This is a genomic window from Brevibacillus reuszeri, from assembly GCF_001187725.1.
In the GTDB taxonomy this organism is placed as follows: domain Bacteria; phylum Bacillota; class Bacilli; order Brevibacillales; family Brevibacillaceae; genus Brevibacillus; species Brevibacillus reuszeri.
In genome coordinates this window covers 94,805-112,600 of the sequence record NZ_LGIQ01000005.1, presented here as the reverse complement: position 1 = coordinate 112,600, position 17,796 = coordinate 94,805, and the positions used below count along the sequence as shown (strand labels likewise).

Sequence of the window (17,796 nt, the reverse complement as noted above, 5' to 3'; positions counted from 1 at the left end):
TATCTGCGCCTCGGCTGTCCCCCTAACCATTCAGCCAATTCTTCTGCCTGAGACAATGATGTAATGGTAACTGCTTACTTCACTTAGGGGTTCTTTCCTCGCTAGTAATATTTGATCTCAGAACGTATCTCCGTTGGGTGTAAAGCCGAGCCTCTTGTAAAACGCATGGGGACTGCCTTCTCCCTCACCACAGTGGTATTGCACAAAAAAATCCCAAACAAGTACTTTCATACTCGTCTGGGACTTCGCTTCGCCTGTCATTCATACCTCATTCGATTGCTCACTCGTTACTTCGCTGTTTCGGTTTTCAGCTGATACGTAAAAACCTCCATTTTGACAGTATCCTGCTGTTCTCCACTAGCGATGATTTGATAAGTATGGTTCACGCCATTTTGACCCGGTGTAAAAATGAAGCGGTAACCACTTGCTGCCGCCGGATACCAGTACGTCATCTCACCTGTTGTTTCATCCAGAATAGCCAGGCTGATTGTTGGGGTCTTATCTGTGGTTTCTTTTAGATCAATCGCTACTGTTTCTCCTGGCTTCAAGACAAAGGAATGGCCGATCTGCAGTCCCTTGCTTCCGTCGTTGTCATCTAGCTGTTTAGGGAGCAACACGTTCCCTTTGAAAATAGGAGCTTGCCCTTCCACCTTGTCATAAGCTGTTAGCGGTTTTGCACCTGCCTGTCCTCCACCTTTTGTTTGCCTGAACTCATACGCAAATTGCTGCGGTGCCACAACCTCTTCAATTACATAGGCTCCTCGCTTGACCAGCTCATTCATGAAAGCCTTATGGTCATACATGAAACGACGATCAGTGGTTTGGTAGTTCATCTCAAACAAGATCTGGCTCCCGATCATTTTTTCGATGACAGGATCATCCTTGTAGGCGACTGCTTTATCCCCGAAAGCAACCGTCACAGCCTGCCCCCCGATGGACATCGTTTTGTTTGTCATGCTGGCAACAGCCGATCCTTTGTCCTGCCATTTGATCTCTACCTTATACGCAGGCTCTGTGCGATTGAAATAATCTATTTTTCGCCCTTCCTTATCGATATATAAATCCTTCCATTTGACTACAACTCGCGTCTTCTCTGTCGGAGAGGGAATGCCTAGCGTGCTTTGCACATTTTGTTCAAGTGTCTGCGCTGTATTGTAGTAGGTTGTGATTCCACCGCTATATTCTGTAAGCGGTTTTGGTGCTTCTGCAAACACAACAGAAGAGGTGAAGACAGAAGCAGTCCCTATCATGACGGCTAGCAGGATACCTGAGAACGCTTTGTCACTTCCTGAATTTTTCTTCATAATGAGCCGAAACCTCCTGATCAGCAGCTTTTTATGGTCAACCAAATGATTGTTTAGCGCAGGTGAAGTATTGGCAGCAAATTGTAAAATCATCTCACTGTAGCGTTTTTTCTCGACTGCCTTCATATGTTGCGTCATTTTTTCATCTACAGCATATTCGCAGGCTTCTCCCACATTCGCCAAAGCCATATAAGAAAATGGATTAAACCAATGCACGCTATTGATGCATACAGCCAAAAGCTTAAACCAAGCATCCTTTTGTCTGTAGTGAATCCATTCATGCCGTACCGCCATTTTGTAATCGGTTCGGTCTATTTTTACGTTTGGCATGACGATTTTCGGCTTCCAGAATCCGATCAGCATAGGCGAAGACACTTTGCCGCAAACCACTACATCCAGCTTTTCCACTTTGCCAATCCATTTGTGCTCCCGCAATACTTTTCGTTTATACAGGAAATACCCAAGCAGGTATCGACACAACGTAACGATAAACCCGCACGCCCATAGGCTCAGTAGCCATTGATCTATGCCAAGACTTAGACTGCCGTACCCTTCATTCACTTTGGCCAGTGGATTCGCTGGTTGCCCGGGGATCATCTCGTCTATCTGGACTACCGCTCCTTTAGCACTGTCTTCGACGACGTTCTTTTCAAAAGTCATGGAATGGGAAGGCAGAGCTGGCACAGGGAATTGGAGAGGTAAAATAAATAGCAGCAGTGACGATAAGCAGGCGCCATAATACCATCGTCCCCCGTATTTTCCCGCCAGCCTGGCCTTAAGCAAAATGAGAAAAAGGGTTGATACACTGCCTGCCAACGATGTCATCAACACCCATTTAATCATTTTCGTCAGCCTCGCTATTAATAAATGCCCGCAGCTCCTCGATGTCTTTTTTCGTTAAATTCTCCGCCTGAAAAAGCGAACTGATCAGACTTTTGGCAGAGCCGTTATGTATGGTTTCCAAAAAGCTCTCTGTTTGTCTGTTCAGATATTCCTTTTCAGTGATTGCTGCCCAATACTCGTACGCATGGGAGCGTCCCAGCTTGACAGAATGCAGGGCGCCCTTGTCGATTAGCCTGCCAGCCAATGTAATAATGGTCGTCGTTTTTTTATCCGGCAGCTTTTCACCAATTTCCTTCGTTGTCATTCTCTTACCACTATCCCAAATGACCTGCATAATCTCCATTTCTGCTTTTGTAATGTTCATTTCAGATACATTCACCCCTTCGTTTCTACATGTTGTTTTTCATTCTACATATTGTAGAAACGAAAGTCAAATTTAAAATACAAAAAACCCCAAACAAGTGATGGTTACTTGTTTGAGGCAACGAATGCTAACTGAGCCTTATATTCCTACTTGCTTTTCTTTTTTTCAAATTGGTAATTTTGACTGTAAAGATTATCGTCATGCAGCGCAATAATCAGAATGTCATACTGCTCGCTGGACAGGATTTTTTTCAGGCTGAATTCAGGATAGTAGCGATTGTCGTATACCGTAAGCTTGTTAAAATTCTGCGCCAAATACGGCGTAATCGGATTCATGAAGGAATCTTTCAGCAACAGAACATTCAATTGATTGCCTGCTTTCGGATTTTCATAGGTGATTTTCCGTCTGTCTCCTCCGAAGAAGGTGCCATACGTAACCGGATTCTGTCCTTTTTTGTAGCCATAAAAATCACTGAAATCTCGAATCGTTTGGCTTCCATCCCCATTGATCACTTCGAACTTCTGAAAAGCGAACGGCACTTTCGGTTCATAAATCATCGTTCGATCAGCTGTTTGCGTATCGACTGCGAAGTTGCTTTGCCTGTTATAGCTCCCATCGAAGCTTCCTTTTTCAAAAGCAGACACATCCATATCACTGAGGGCCATTGGCTCCCCTTTAAAATGCGCCGATCTTTTGGAGAGCTCGCGTATCATTTCTTGATAAGCCAAAAACGCCCCTTTGATATTCCAATGATGGTCCGTTTCCAAATACAGCTCTTCCAGCTGCGCGTCAGTAAAGGAGCCGAACTTGCTCCTGATATCCACGACGTTTACCTGTTTGCCCAGCCTGGATAAGAAATAGTCTCTCGATCTGGCATACGCATCCGTTTGCAAATAAGGAGGATACAAATGCATCAGCGATATCGTACGCGACGGGTTAAAGACGAAAAACGCTTCTGTCTTTTGTGCTTTGGCGAACGCTACTGCATCCTTTAATTTCGCCGCTGCTGCGTCTATTTCACTTGTATGAACGACCTTATCGGGAACTGGCAAAATCCACTTGCTATTGATCAGAACCAGATTGGATACGACGCGTGAATCTGTTACAACTGTGCCATCCTCTGACTTGTGCTGCGTCGGGTCGCGAAGCATGTTCTCAAACAGCATGGCGTTAAACAGCTTCGAATTTTGCTGCTTCTGATAAACACTTACCATTTCATTTCGCAGGACAACCTGGTCATTAAAATACTGATTCATATTTTCGAAAAAACGGGGTGTGGTCACAGCCTCCAAGCTGACATCGGGCAGCCCGCTCAGCTTTCTGTTTTCGATCGCTGAAACTTCTTTATGCGGTGAAAAGCTGCTCGCAATGGCAAACCCAAAAATAATCGTCAAGAAAGCAACCATATAAGCGATTGAAGCCGATTTACTCATTACGCTACTCCTCTGGCTGAACTAGAATCGGAAATACAAGAATGGGTTATACGTTGAATTAATCAAATACAAGATTACTTCTGCAAAAAGGAAGCAGTGGAACACGAGTGCAAAAGCAGTTTGTACCCCTGCGAACGGCTTCCCCCATTGCCATTTTTGCAGCTTGGGAAATACCGGAGCAGCAATGAGTATCGCGATGGCAAACTGAATCCAGTTCAGCGATAACAGCGCAAGCGCCTGGGAATCAAAGAACTCGTTTCCACGAGTATGGAACATAGCCCCTATGAAATCCGCTGCATATCCAAAGTTGTCGGCACGGAAGAACACCCACCCGATCATGACTAAAAGCAGCACGACAACATGGTTTAACGGATAAATCCTGTACAACAGCTTTTCCAGACCGGCTTTTTCCAAAGCGATCAAGACACCGTAGTAGACTCCCCAGGCAATAAACGTCCAGCTGGCCCCGTGCCAGAACCCTGTCAGTGCCCACACAATCATTAGGTTCCGGTAGATTTTCCACGGCGCCACCTTGCTACCACCGAGCGGGAAGTAAACATAGTCCCGGAACCAGCTACCAAGCGAAATGTGCCAGCGTCTCCAAAACTCCGAGACACTTTTGGAAATATACGGATAGTTGAAATTCTCCGCGAATTCGAAGCCAAACATTTTGGCCAGTCCAATCGCCATATCACTGTAGCCCGAAAAATCATAATAGATCTGCAATGTATAGGCGATAATCCCAATCCAGGCCGCACCGGTTGAAAGATCCCCCGCTGAAGTAGCGAACACGGTGTCTGCTACGTAGCCCAGAGGGTTGGCCAACAGCACTTTTTTCGCCAGACCCAATATAAATCGCTTGATCCCCTCTGCGAATTGGATGGACGAAAAGACGCGTTTGCTGAGCTGCTCGGCGATCGAGTTGTAGCGAATAATCGGACCTGCTACAAGCTGCGGGAAAAACGTGATATAGAGCGACAAATTGAACAGATTACGTTGCGCTTTTTCTACTCTCCGGTAGACATCGATTAGATAGCTGAGTGCGTGGAACGTATAAAAGGAAATACCGAGCGGCAACGGCACAGATGTCACATGAATATTCGTTTGCAGCGTCTGGTTCACTACATCTACGAAGAAATTCGCATACTTGAAAAAGCCCAGAAGCCCGATATTGGCAATAATCGCGAGCGTTAAGACCGTCTTTTTCTTTTTTGGCTGTTCATCCGCCCGATCGATCCATATCCCGAAGCCATAGTTCATGATAATGGATACCATCATGAGAACGATGTATCGCGGTTCCCCCCAGGCGTAGAAGAGTAGGCTGAAGGTTAGCAGGACTGCATTTTTATATCGAAACGGAACAGCAAAATAGAAGGCAAAGACAAGCGGCAAAAAGAAAAACAAAAAGCTGATGGAACTGAAGACCAAAGTAATTTCCTCCTGGTGTCGGCAATTCAACTATATACGCTAACAAACATGGAAAAACTCATGAAAGTAGACTGAGAAGCTTTCATGAGTCTCTTAGCATTTTATTTGTAGATAAGCTAGAAAAACAATAGGTAGAGAAGATTCGACACTATTTTTATTTTTCCTTCCAGAAAATCCAATATTAGACACGAAAAGTATAAGTGGGTTTTTGGAGAATCCCATGCAAAGAAAAAGATTAACTTCAGGAACGCCTGACAGTATGACGTCAAACCTTTGTGAAAGGTTACGGTTTTGCATGTTTGGAATTGGCTAGGTTGAGAAACTCGAGTTAGTAGCCTTTTGTTACATAATTATATATGGAGCAAAAAGAACCCCAGATGAGTTTTGAGTACTCATCCGGGGCATTTCTTCGTTTTTACTGTTTTCTAGTTGAACGAAGTGGCTCATACATATCAGCAACAACTTTGTAAGAATCTACATCTCCTAGCTCATAACTTTCACCAATAAACAATTCTTCCCAAAGCCATACAAAGAAATCTCGAGGATCTGATGGCGCGTCAAATGGCGGTAGTAAAGAATAAAATACTCCTTCAAAATCAACTGCAGGTTTCGTTAAATAGTAGCTAAGTGCTAATTTTGATTTTTTCTTTACCACTTCCTCAAGGCTATGAAAATGTTCGACAAGTGTTTCTCTAATGACTGCTTTATATTGTTCCTCTGTTCGTAATTCTACATCTTTGTAGTGTTTAATAGACTCGTTGTCATCAGCCAGCCCTGTTATTGGTCCTAAAAATTCATTTAAAAAATGTGGGTTTACTACTTTCATGTTATTCCTCCAATGCAACCTCGTTAAGCGTGATCAAAGTGGAAAGTGATGAAAATAAGAATCCATATAAGTATATTTTTCTGGATTCAATACATAGTCACGTGTAAGAACACAATCATCTGTATCAAATGACACCGTTACTTTTCCAGTTGCATGAATACCTAATTGACAATAACCTTTAGGCCAGTCTAGTACTCCGCCAAGATGATATTGATATTCTTCAAAATTTAGAGGCTTCCCCCAGCTTTTTGTTAACTTTAAACAATTCTCATAGTCGATCTTAATAAAATCTTTTCCGTTTGGTTGATATAACGAAACCTCTAATAGACCGGAAGTCACACCTTCGAAGCTGATAGTAGCAATTCCAGATACATAGTAATCTTTGGTGTTTTGTGTCTCTATGAATGAAAGGCCCCATGTTTCGATAGTTATTGTCTCGGGTAGTTGTCGATGTCCGTGGAAGAATAAAGTCGCTTCTGTAAAGTCTACTAGATCAAATAGTTTACCAGTGACATCGAGTACTTTTTTAATTTTACTCACCCTTTCTGTAGTCAAAGTATCTTTAAAGGACTATTCCTGGACAATTATCTCCCGCCCGCCAAAATTAAGGTACATGGTGCGAGATGAGTGGGTATAATCTTGGGTCGAAAAAGAAACCTTGAAAGGCATTTCTCCAATCAAGGTTTGCATTTCAATACTTTATCGCGGCTATTTCACTTATCAAGCTCTGAGCAAATTACTGATTCATCACTTAGGGACGAGGTCAGCGATAAATCCATTGACAATAATGCAAGCAAAGTCTTAGTCACTTTCGAAAAAATCGCATCACTAGAACCGACCAAACTATGAGCCCCAATAACAAATGTTAAGTTACCCGCATACTGCCAATTTGATTCGAGGAGCTTTTCTTTTGCAGATTTAATAATTGAATTGGCATATTCGGAGGGGATACCCGAAAAAATCTCTTCGTGTAGTTCTATCTCCGAATTGTATGAAGGTCCATTACTATCATTTAATTTTATGTTTACTAACAATTCTGAGGTTTGATTTGGTACAAATTCAACGCCCAGCAATGCATAATATGAACTATTCCTTGGTAACTTCAACTCCAGTGCTAGTTTTTTGTTTTCTGAAACTACAGGTTCATTTAACTGCAATGAAAATTTTGTCTCTTGATCTATATCCCTCGGAAGCGAAGGTAATTCATTTTTCCATAATACAGCCTTTCTATATTTGCCCAAATCGAAAAAAACTTCCACTTTGTTAACCCCCAAAACTTAAACCACGAAAATTAATTTCTCCAGGCATAACATCATATGCTCCTGTTTTCCCCATCCCCTGAGACGTATTTTTCAACGTTCCCGCTAAAGCACCAGGGGCAGGAGCTGCCAATCCTAGATCAGGAGCATCCCCATGATTAATACCAACCGCAGTGAAATGATTTTTACTATTATCCTTTCTTTTGTTGCATTACTTAACAAATTGTACAAAAAACTTGATGAGATTTAATTTATCCATAAAGGCAAACTTTAGATCTTCATTTAAATTCCTTTATATCCCCATATAAGTCTGGAAATTTAATGATAAACCAATTTTACATTCCTACTAAGGAATACTTCCATCAATTGTTGGAAAAAAGCGTTCCTCTCATTCAACATACTATTTGCGTTATGCAAATGAAGAACATACGGTGGTGTTGCACCAAAACCTCCGCAAAGACAATCCTCAAGGCTCTTTAAATCAAACCCATAATAACCACCAGGACCATTAGTAGCCTCTCCTAGGGCGCAAAAGAATGAAGAAGAATCTGTTATGCTTCCTGCATCTATATCATATTCTCCATTTTGCTGGTCTTGGGTACTTGAACTTGTATTTTTGTTGTTATATAGTCGTGCAACCTCTAACCACCCACTCCTTTGTACTGTTGATAATTGTGTCCATAAGTTTCGCTCAATTAGTGGTGATCTTCGCATCTCCCAGATTTCCAAACTTTCTTTTGATGCCACTTGTAATAATGTTCCTATCAATTCAAGCTCAATTAATCCTTTTCCAAACCCAGTCTTATGAAAAAAGATCGGCTCCCTTAAATAAAAATAGTATGAACCAATTGAACACCCTTCATAATTTAGTATTGTTACATATATATTATTTATATATGCTTTTGTTGTCTGGCAATACTGCTTAAAGTCATCTCTAAATTGAAAATCTAGTAGAGTAATTTTATGAAAGGTTTCTTCAGCTATTTCCACAGTGCTATTCCCCATTAACCCTGTAAGATCAGAGCCAATTCCAATGACCATATCACTTTCAGCATCTATTAAAGAATATTTTTGTATCATTTAGCCTCCATAACTTGCAGTTTATTTCTTTCCACCATCTGGATACCATCGAATCTAGGCCTTAGTATGGTCATGATCTATTACATATCCAGTTCCCGTCAGGACGCTTTAAAACCATCGTTTCATATGCGTCTGATATTGAGAAGTAAATTCATACTCGGTTTATTCTTCCTTACACCCTAGTAGTCTGCTAAACATCCGTTCCGTTGCAAAGTTCCCTGCTCCCCTCCCTAAAGGCTTGAGTATGAGATCTGTTGCGATTATTTCAAATTCATTCAGTTTGGAAAAGCGTGAGAAAACCAAAGAGTAGATATAGAGCAAAGCATGATGGCATCGTTATAGGGGAATTGTTTAACCGAAGCGGTTACTTCATCAATTCCGTAAAGGTATTCAGTTTGAAGTCTAACTTCTGCACGATGTCTCGAATGTGATTTTGCACATCATTTTACGTTCAATTAATTCTGCCAGTGGAGGGGTAAAAAAGACCTTGAGAAGCGAATATCTCAAGGTCTAAGTAAGTTTAGTTACACTAAATCAAATATTTTCTTGTCTACTGGCTTGAGATGATGAAAATAACCATCTTCATAAAGTTGAGCAATAATTTTCATCACGTTATCTGTACTTACTTCTGTGACTAATACTAAGTTTGGCTCAACTGAATAGTATCCGTATGCTTCAACCTCACTCTCAAAATCCTGTTTCAATCTTACAATATCATACACTTTCAAGTTGTAGTAATCTTCTTGAATCTTTACGAAAACATCATTCCGATACCCTTTATTTACTGCTTCGTGTTCAGCTAACTCTGTATCATCAGTAAATATTACTGTAAAATCACTCACGTTTATTCCTCCTTATTTTCCTGGTGAAACAATAATTTGATTTAGTAGCTTTTGGAACTGATCTAAAGGCATATTGTAAGCAGGCACAATTTCGTAATGTTCAGCCCTACTTCCCCTTTGAATTATCCTTAATCCATCGGGTAGCGAATCAATTCGACAGGCCCCACCAAACTTAGAAACTGTATCAGGATTAACATCTAATGAGACACCGTGTGTTGTTTTCACCATTCCAGTCTTAGGATCAATCTTGATTTCATTTGGTTTCACGTTAAAGCTTTTTCCACCACGATATACACTTACATCAGTACCTTATATTTTACAGTACAATTTGTATTATGAACCCAAATACCAATATCCGTTACGTAATACGTATGGAAGTCAGCAACCGTAAAGTTATAAACTGTAACAGACTCATCCAACTTAAGGAATTCTACCTTGTCAATGGTAAGGTTGCTTCCATCAGCCTTCTGGAGTTTGTCGCCTACTTGAAGTTCATCGGCGAAGACCCACCCATTGCCTTCAACCCAGAAAGGATGGTTGTTTGTCGTCTCGATGATTTGCTCCCCAACGTGCAACTTAATAATATCATCACGTTTGTTGCGGTATAAAGCCGTTACTTCCTTGTAGGCAAGTTCACCATCAGGGTTATTCTCATCCTTGGCGAGAACCTTATCTCCGACTTCAATGTCTTCGATATTTTTCTCCCCTTCATCTGTTTTCACTTTAGTTCCAGCGCTAAAACAATTACAACCTGATATATTTACTGAGGTATTTTTTACAACCTTAACTTCTTTACAAGTAGTTTTTATCAAACTTGCAGCTTGCTTAGAACGCCCAAAATAATTAGTGTCAGGGTAGTATTTACTGCCACACCAGCTTCATCCCAGGTCAATTCGTCATCAATTTACGTATTTATATCATTCATGGCGGGGTCTATGACTGATTCATGCGCAGCTTTGCTAACTACCCCAGTAGCAACTCCAAGATACAGGAAAGTGGTGTTCAGGTGGTCAATTTTTTTGTGAGCGTTATGCTTCTAGGTGGTCAAGAATTAGATTAACATTCACAGGAGGTAAAAGAATAAAAAAGGCTTGAAGGAGGGTAGTCCTTCGAAGCCTCATAATAGTTATTGAAAAATAACGTGAAACAAGAAACCCTTTTTATTTAGCATTGAAGATAGGAAATAATACTCAATAGAAGAATCTTTATCCTCTCTTACGTATAATGTTGAATTATACTCAAGAAACCTAACTAAAGATGTAAATATTGACTTCACTTCATTCAAGTTAAAATTACTCAACTTGATATTCAATTGAAAGTGTCCCTCATTATACTTAATCTCAAAGAATGATATATTTTTTTGACGTTCTAAAAAATCAGTTGTTTCTGACCAGATGCCAATTTCATATTCGCAGTTAATTGATTTAGCAATTTCTAAAAGTAGTTGCTTATCCATCTCGTTTCTATTCAACTCCTAATTTACTTCTTTTTCGGTTTTGGAATGTATACTCCACCCTCAGCAGGAGAATGAACAGAAACAATTCCACCTTGTTCATTCAATACTACTTTATTCCCTCGAGAATCAACATACTCCCATGTTTTTCTTCCCTGAGCATCCACTTTGCTAAATCTATTCTTTTTATTGTGTTGAACAATACTATCAATAACATCTGCTGTAAAACCTCTCTCATTTGCTCTCTCTGCACCATGTTCAGTGAAAACTAATCCACCTTTAGTTTTATCATTGGTTTTATAACCACAACTATTATGCGTCCAAACTCCTAGATTTGAAACAAAGTACGTATGGAAGTCTTTTACCTTAAAGTTGTATACGATCTTATGTTCATTTTTGACCTCAATTTTCTCAATGGCTAATTCTTTTTCATTCGAGGTTGTCAGAACATCGCCAACAATAAGGTATTTTGCTTCCACCCAACCTTTTCCAACAACCCAAAACGGATGCTCATCGGTTGTCGATATGACCTCTCCACCAACAGTAATATTATACGTTTCCTCAACTTCACGTTGGAAGAGCCATTCGACTTCCTTATAAGCCATCTCACCCGTTTCATCGTCCTTGGCTAAAACCTTATCTCCGACCTCAATGTCTTCAATAGGTTTCTCCCCTTCGTCTGTCAACACCTTAGTTCCAGCAGTAAAGCAATTGCAATCTTTTACATTTGCATTCGCCTTTATCTGATTTTTTGGTTTTAGAAATTTAGAACCTGTATACTGAGAAGCGGAAACAGGGGGTAGTCCGATTCTTTCAGACCATTTAAAATAGATCGCCGAAGCAACCGCTGTCTGCCCAAAATTGGTGCCGCGCATTGCTTTATCCATCCCGGCAGCATCACGACTATACCATTCTATATAGTAATCCCAGTCAATCTCTTTACTTCCATGAATTAATCGAACACCGTACTCATCATAGTAATAATAGGTGCCAGTCGCCCCATCACCAGCAATCACTTGAACATGTCCAGTAGGATCCACAAACCGCAACGGATTATTACTCACATACGTATACCTGTTCAACGACAACGGATTATCCACCGCACCCTTATACGTATCCTAGTTTATAAACCGTTATTTTCGGAGAGAGAAGGCGGTAATTTCCCCTCTTTTACCGCCAGTTCCTTCTACCTCTCCGATCATCCAGCTTCCTTCTCAGGAACGGGTGGAATAACGTACGCTGCCTTCGTTCTCATTAGGTAGTGAATGACGTTAACCAGCTTCCTCATGATACAGACGACAGCCTGTTTCTTTGTCTTCCCTACAGCTACTTTCTGCTCATAGTACGAATAGAAGTAAGGATTACGTGGCTCTCTCTTTCCTCTCGTTACAGCTAGTTGGCGGATGGCGAGGCTCTTGAAAAGCTCGTGTAAAACACGATTTCCCTGCTTACTCTTATAGTTCCTGCCCTTTCCACCCGAACCAACAAAGATCGGAGCGATTCCAGCAAATCGAGCAAGCTTATCGGGCGTAGCAAAACGGTGAATATCCCCGATCTCCGCTACTAGCTCTGCCGCCGTTATCACGTCTATACCCGTCATTGTCTCTAGCTGGAAACCTAGCCCTTTTATCAAGCTTCTTATCTCCTCCTCAATCCTCGTCAGCTCTTCTTGGTTGAACCGGATGTTTCGGACGATGCTTTGGACGATAAAATCCCGCTTCTCCTGAAAATCCCGTCTCGTATCCCCATCTTCTTTCACAAGTGATAAAATCTGAGCAGCCTTCCCAGTAGATAAGCAGAAATTACTTAGTTCTCTCAGAAAGGAAGCGAGGGTGCTCTCTGCTACACCGTCCAAATGGCATGGGGATGGATAGCGTTCCCAGAAAGCTAGCGCCGTCTTTCCGTCTACTTGTGAAAAGAACTTCTTGTAACTCGGGTAGTGGTAACTCAATTGTTGATGAAGCTTCTGGTTAAGTCCCGTCTGATTTTTCACAATCCACTTCCGCTGAGTAACGAGTTGACTCAACGCCCAGTACAAGTCTATCGGCTTGGCATCGGGGAGGTTATTCGGTTCATCTCGCAGTACTCGCGCTACACATTCAGCATCCCAGCTATCCGATTTCTGGACAGTAACGTGACTTTTTCTTCTAGCGTTCGATAAGATGGGGTTCACTTCCTTCACCCAACAAGCACATTCATTCAGGTACACCGCTAACGCCCTACCGTATCCTCCCACATCCTCTAAGCCATACACCGCCGTCATTCCCTTTTTCAGGTGCTTCTTTACTTCTTTCAGAAGCGCTGGAAAGGAGGTCGGTTTATTATCGAACTGTATTTCTCCCAGCTTATTATTCCAGCAGTCAACAATCACTGCCGTATGATGCTGTTTATGTAGATCAACGCCCACATAGATCATTTTCTCTCGTTGTTCCATTCTCCGTCTCCCTTTCTTCGTATGGAATGGTTTCTCACAGGCTAGAGCTTGCATCCTCCGATCAAGTAGACAAGCTACAAAGACACGTAAGCAAAAATCCAGCCTATGAAGAACCACTCCATACAAGTTCGTTTCGCTTGGTATACAGGGGCTTCGTAAGGTTGCATCCTCAGTTCGAGCGGAAGAACCGCAAAGACACGTCAGCAAACTCCTACGTTCCGTCCGTCATATTTCTTCAGTAAAACGCCTTATAAAATCGGTGGGTGAATTCCCTTCGCTTTCACGTTCCCATACTGATATTCTCCTCGGTAAAAGCTCTCACGGTCTAAGATTCGTTTCACCTGTATCTTCGTGAAGGACTTACCTTTCGTGGTGGTGTATCCCTCTCGATTCAAGGCAGTAGCTATCTCCGACAGCGACCACTTCGGATGTTCTTCCCGTAGGAAAAACACACGTTTTACTACTTCCGCTTGCTTTTCATTCACTTCGAGCGTTTTCTGTCCTTTCTTTGCAGAGTAGCCGAAAGCGACACGCCCACCAGCATATCCTCCTTGCTGGGCTTTTTTCCTTCTCCCTCTCCCTAGCTTTAGAGTGATCTCTAGGCGTTGATATTGATCCAGTAATTCCATCATGCCATTGATCAGGAAGTCATTTGGGTCGTTCACGTAGATACTATAGTTCGGCTGCTCTATCGCTCGTACGTCTACCTCATACCGCTTTAATTCACGATGGATCAGTGCTTTCACCATATCCGCCCTCCATAAGCGGGAAGTGTTCAGTACAACGACAGCCTTCACATCCCTCCATTTCAGATCGAGCAACATCTCCTGTAGTCCTTCCCGATCTACGGTTAGACCGTCCTCGTCTACCTTCGCTCCGCTGATTCCTTCGTCTTTATAGATGTCGATCAGGTCAAGGTTGTGTTTTGCGCAGAACCGCTCGATTTCCTCAACCTGATAAGCCAGAGAATAACCGTCTTTCACTTGCCCTTGGGTAGAAACCCGTACGTAGCCTACGACTCGTTCCTTCATTCGCCCACCTAGTTTCCAAAATTAAAGTTTTCGTTACGATATGCCCATAATGGTGTGTTAACACCGTTTTGGTAATTTTAGGAAATTAACTCTCGTAGGCAAGCATAGTTCGGGCGTTTCTAAAATCCAAGCTTTTTTCAATATAAGTTAACTTTTCAGTTCACTTTACAGTGTTCTTCTTAAGACTCCTCATCAGAAATCACCTGAAAGGTCGTGGATTGGAGGGGAGAAGCTTTTGGCTGTTCTTTGATTTGCTCTTTTACTTCTACTCTTTCTACCCATTGAAGGGGCAGTCCATATAGCCTCGTTCATAGATCCATTCATGCATCTGCTCATCGGCAGTGTTCCTCCTTGTGTTTGATTGGTCTAAATAAAGGGAGGAACTACCATCTTTACTCTTCGGTTCTTCATAGAAGAACATAAACATTTTCAAATGTAGGTGTGCTCGTATCAAGGATGGCTACTCTTAGGGAAGATACAGAGGGTTTCCAAAATACGGGTGGGATACCGAAAAGCTCGGTATTTACTCATTACAACTCCGAGGTATCACGAAGGGATATTATCTTGCCAAAATACCAAAATACCGAGCATACCTATAGGGGAGGGGTATACGATTACAGGTGAAGCGATTTATTACCCAATATATAGAGAATACAAGTAGGACGCCTAAATACGAGTGGGATACGGTCGGGATAGGTTAAAACCTACAAGTAGGTTTATAAAAATAGAATATTAGGAAAATTAAATAGAATAGTATTTATCTTTTTACGTATTTAGGTTACGATCAAGTCCTTTCTGTTATCAGGCTCGTTTGCCGATATTTTCGGTATTTTGGAATTTTGCGTAGCTTACAATAGTTCAGCTCTCTTCTCCATTGCTTTGAATAAATACCGTTCGTCAGGGGATTTTAGTGATTATCTAAGATATTTTGGCTAAAGCAAAGGGGACGCCTTCTTCAGCGTTCCCCTTCTCCAACCAACCTTTCTACTACAGGAGCTTAATCTCCGCTTTCCTTCGTCATTTCATAGACTTTCGGATTGATCATGTATACAATGCTGTCTGCTCCTTTGCCTCCTCTTTTCACATATTCATTTCTGAGATATCCTCGTTCAACTAAACCATCAAGTAAATTCTTCGAAATATCAGCAGAGTTCGGAAAACCTTTCCCCTTAACAAGACGCCAGATATCCGTTTTCGTACGCTTATTTTCACACTCCTCCTTCGGAATCTTTCCAAGCAAAGCAAGAAGAAGTTTCTTTTGCTTCTCGAAATTATTACCCAAGGATGCTTCTCCAAACGCTTTTCGGGCATGGGATATCAGATAGTCGCCCAACCGGATCGCTCTTTTAACAGTAAAAGCTTCGACTGCCAAAGGTAAGCGCGGCTTATCAATATTTTCTGCCACATGTAGTAAGCCAGCTATCCGCATCAAATGTCCTACTAGTTTTCCAGACCATTCCAAAATATTTACACCACCGAGATCACCTTTGTCAGGGTGAAGCCTTGGCTCATGATCCTCGTAGAATTGTTTATACACCGCTTGCGCTTCTTCGGTTAAGCAGAGATATTGTGGCGGGGCATCCTCATCGTAATCTATCGTATCTTTTTCGATTTCATTCTTCACGAATTCTACAAGGCTTTCATTTCGCACTTCATCTGATACGGTTCCCCCTGTCTTCCATTCGAGAATTTTGGAAATGTTATTGTCATAATTCGTTTTTACGTGTTGTGGGACAGGGAGCCCATCTGCCTTTCTGTACCCCACCATACTTTTCGGTACGGAATACAAGAATCTGGCAATAAATCCTCTTCCTCTCATCACTTTTTTCGACACGAATTCTTGTAGCACTTCATTCTGGACTGCCAAACCTAGCGTTATCGTAGCCCGATCTAAATAGGCTGGTTCGCTCCCTTTTCGGTCGTATACATAATCAGAACCTGTATGTCCCTTTAGAAAAATATCGATGTTCGTCTTTCCTCCAGTATACAGACCAGAAGCAATATCAAGGACACCGGATTCATCACTTAGTATTCCGAGGCGATTTTGGTTTTGTCGCAATGCCTGGATAAGGCCTTCTGCTGTGATATCCTGCTTAATAAGCGATGGTGGATACAATTCTTGCAAGGTTTTTATTTTCGACTTTATTGTGCTCAGCTCATGTTTGACATCTACCTCACCTTTTTTCATTCGTTTCTTCAATTCGTCCTCTTTGGCTTTTAAAATGTCAATTTCCACCTTACGCTCGTCCGACATCACCTCAAATTCACTGCGCAAATATTTTTCGTACCGACGAATCGGACGAATGATCTCGCTAAATACCTTTGTCTTCCGATTGGACGGTGGCATAGCCACAAGCACATACAAACACAACGGTTCAACAAACTCTGGGACGATTTCGATCACATACCTCCGCTGTATGCATGTAGCTAGCGCAGCTAGAACCAACATTCCCGCCATATCCACGGGCGTTTGACTCGATTCCGCTATCGCCTCCACATAATCCCGTACCCAATCGGGGAAAATGTCCGTCGGGAATTCAGGCAACTCATATTCTTCAAATTCTACAATATCAGGCCATTCTTCACTTGTTTCGGATACCTTATCCGCTTGACCTTCACTATCAGATTTCGAAGGAGAATTTTTCGTTCCTGAATATCGCTCAGTTTGTTGGGCTAAAGCTTTTTGAATCACACTGTCTCGGTAATCATGGCGATTTTCCCATTTCTCCCGTTGGCCTAGCTTACTTTTGCTCATAATACGCTCGATTTGTTCGGGATCATCGGTATAGAAAGCGAGTTTACTACAAAAAGCGGCATCAGCTTCACTTTGACTAGGGTACTTTTGACAATAAGACTCGCCATTTTTCCAACCCTCTTGGTAAAGTTTCGCCCACTTTCCCCCATTCTTTTCTTTAATCAAAAGACTTATAATATCGCTATCCGATAACGAGAGTGCAGTTTCAGACTCGTTTTTTATCGTTGCCAGCTTCTCGTTCTCTGGAAACACCTCTTTGTAAAAAGAGTTCAATACATCCTGACGCTCCATAACCCCCTCAACCTCTCCAATTCGGTTACCCGAAACGGTAAAGAAGCGCTTAGAGTCGTACATCTCAATTTGGCCAGTACGATTCTTAGCCCCAGGTATCTTCCCTTCAATCAAGATGTGAACACCCGTTCCCGATACACTCAATTCAGTATAGGACTGGAAACGGTCAATGATTTTCTGTGCCCACTCCTCGATCTTCCCCGTCTCCTTATCTACGCACTTATCAAGGTCTATCCCAGTGATTCCTCCGTCCTTTTTGAACACGAAGCCGATTCCGTTGAATCGTTTTCCTTCAGGATTAAACTCTTCATCAGTGTACATATGCACAACTTCCTCAAATGTGAACTGATTATCACTATCCTGTGCATCAGAAGGAATTCCAGCGATATTAAGTGGAACCTTCGTCTTTATTGAATCCCTCATTCGATATCCCCAAAGTACCCATTGCTTAAA

Annotated in this window: 16 protein-coding genes; all 16 read right to left on the bottom strand. The window is 41.9% G+C overall.

The annotated features are described in order from the left end of the window. Window positions 1–287: 287 nt before the first annotated feature. The 16 genes from ADS79_RS04110 to ADS79_RS04035 all read right to left on the bottom strand — a co-directional run bounded on the left by ADS79_RS04110 (window position 288) and on the right by ADS79_RS04035 (window position 17,457). Entirely contained in the window at window positions 288–2,147 is a 1,860-nt protein-coding gene (locus ADS79_RS04110; RefSeq protein WP_049737159.1) for a M56 family metallopeptidase, read from the bottom strand. Then, a complete protein-coding gene (locus ADS79_RS04105) occupies window positions 2,140–2,511 on the bottom strand; it encodes a BlaI/MecI/CopY family transcriptional regulator (protein WP_049737158.1) in 372 nt (123 codons plus the stop codon). The genes ADS79_RS04110 and ADS79_RS04105 overlap by 8 nt, the downstream gene beginning before the upstream one ends. A gap of 146 nt (window positions 2,512–2,657) precedes the next feature. Beyond that, entirely contained in the window at window positions 2,658–3,944 is a 1,287-nt protein-coding gene (locus ADS79_RS04100; RefSeq protein WP_049737157.1) for a DHHW family protein, read from the bottom strand. A 21-nt stretch (window positions 3,945–3,965) separates the two neighbouring features. Then, window positions 3,966–5,372 (bottom strand): MBOAT family O-acyltransferase, encoded by a 1,407-nt coding sequence (locus tag ADS79_RS04095; protein ID WP_049737156.1) that lies wholly within the window; start codon window positions 5,370–5,372, stop codon window positions 3,966–3,968. 415 nt (window positions 5,373–5,787) lie between these two features. Beyond that, window positions 5,788–6,198 (bottom strand): hypothetical protein, encoded by a 411-nt coding sequence (locus ADS79_RS04090; RefSeq protein ID WP_049737155.1) that lies wholly within the window; start codon window positions 6,196–6,198, stop codon window positions 5,788–5,790. Between the two features lie 33 nt (window positions 6,199–6,231). Beyond that, window positions 6,232–6,738, bottom strand: coding sequence for a hypothetical protein (locus ADS79_RS04085; RefSeq protein WP_141260910.1), 507 nt, complete (start codon window positions 6,736–6,738; stop codon window positions 6,232–6,234). A gap of 173 nt (window positions 6,739–6,911) precedes the next feature. Then, window positions 6,912–7,457, bottom strand: a complete 546-nt coding sequence (locus ADS79_RS04080; protein ID WP_049737153.1) for a hypothetical protein — start codon at window positions 7,455–7,457, stop codon at window positions 6,912–6,914. 318 nt (window positions 7,458–7,775) lie between these two features. Then, the gene (locus tag ADS79_RS35925) at window positions 7,776–8,537 is read right to left on the bottom strand and encodes a barstar family protein (protein ID WP_049737152.1); all 762 of its coding nucleotides are present in this window, start codon (window positions 8,535–8,537) and stop codon (window positions 7,776–7,778) included. A gap of 524 nt (window positions 8,538–9,061) precedes the next feature. Beyond that, a complete protein-coding gene (locus ADS79_RS04070) occupies window positions 9,062–9,379 on the bottom strand; it encodes a hypothetical protein (RefSeq protein ID WP_049737151.1) in 318 nt (105 codons plus the stop codon). A gap of 12 nt (window positions 9,380–9,391) precedes the next feature. Next, a complete protein-coding gene (locus tag ADS79_RS04065) occupies window positions 9,392–9,646 on the bottom strand; it encodes a hypothetical protein (protein ID WP_049737150.1) in 255 nt (84 codons plus the stop codon). A gap of 29 nt (window positions 9,647–9,675) precedes the next feature. Beyond that, complete coding sequence (locus ADS79_RS04060; RefSeq protein ID WP_049737149.1) at window positions 9,676–10,191, bottom strand: polymorphic toxin-type HINT domain-containing protein; 516 nt, start codon at window positions 10,189–10,191, stop codon at window positions 9,676–9,678. Between the two features lie 314 nt (window positions 10,192–10,505). Continuing rightward, window positions 10,506–10,835 carry a hypothetical protein gene (locus ADS79_RS04055; RefSeq protein WP_049737148.1) on the bottom strand — a complete coding sequence of 110 codons (330 nt, stop codon included), beginning with the start codon at window positions 10,833–10,835 and terminating at the stop codon, window positions 10,506–10,508. 23 nt (window positions 10,836–10,858) lie between these two features. After that, window positions 10,859–11,896 (bottom strand): polymorphic toxin-type HINT domain-containing protein, encoded by a 1,038-nt coding sequence (locus ADS79_RS04050; RefSeq protein WP_236699874.1) that lies wholly within the window; start codon window positions 11,894–11,896, stop codon window positions 10,859–10,861. A gap of 134 nt (window positions 11,897–12,030) precedes the next feature. Continuing rightward, window positions 12,031–13,266 (bottom strand): IS110 family RNA-guided transposase, encoded by a 1,236-nt coding sequence (locus tag ADS79_RS04045; protein ID WP_049737146.1) that lies wholly within the window; start codon window positions 13,264–13,266, stop codon window positions 12,031–12,033. A gap of 248 nt (window positions 13,267–13,514) precedes the next feature. After that, window positions 13,515–14,297: a recombinase family protein gene (locus ADS79_RS04040; RefSeq protein ID WP_049737145.1), complete on the bottom strand. Its 783-nt coding sequence runs from the start codon at window positions 14,295–14,297 to the stop codon at window positions 13,515–13,517. 997 nt (window positions 14,298–15,294) lie between these two features. Further along, entirely contained in the window at window positions 15,295–17,457 is a 2,163-nt protein-coding gene (locus tag ADS79_RS04035; RefSeq protein ID WP_161807255.1) for a phage NrS-1 polymerase family protein, read from the bottom strand. Between the last annotated feature and the right edge of the window lie 339 nt (window positions 17,458–17,796).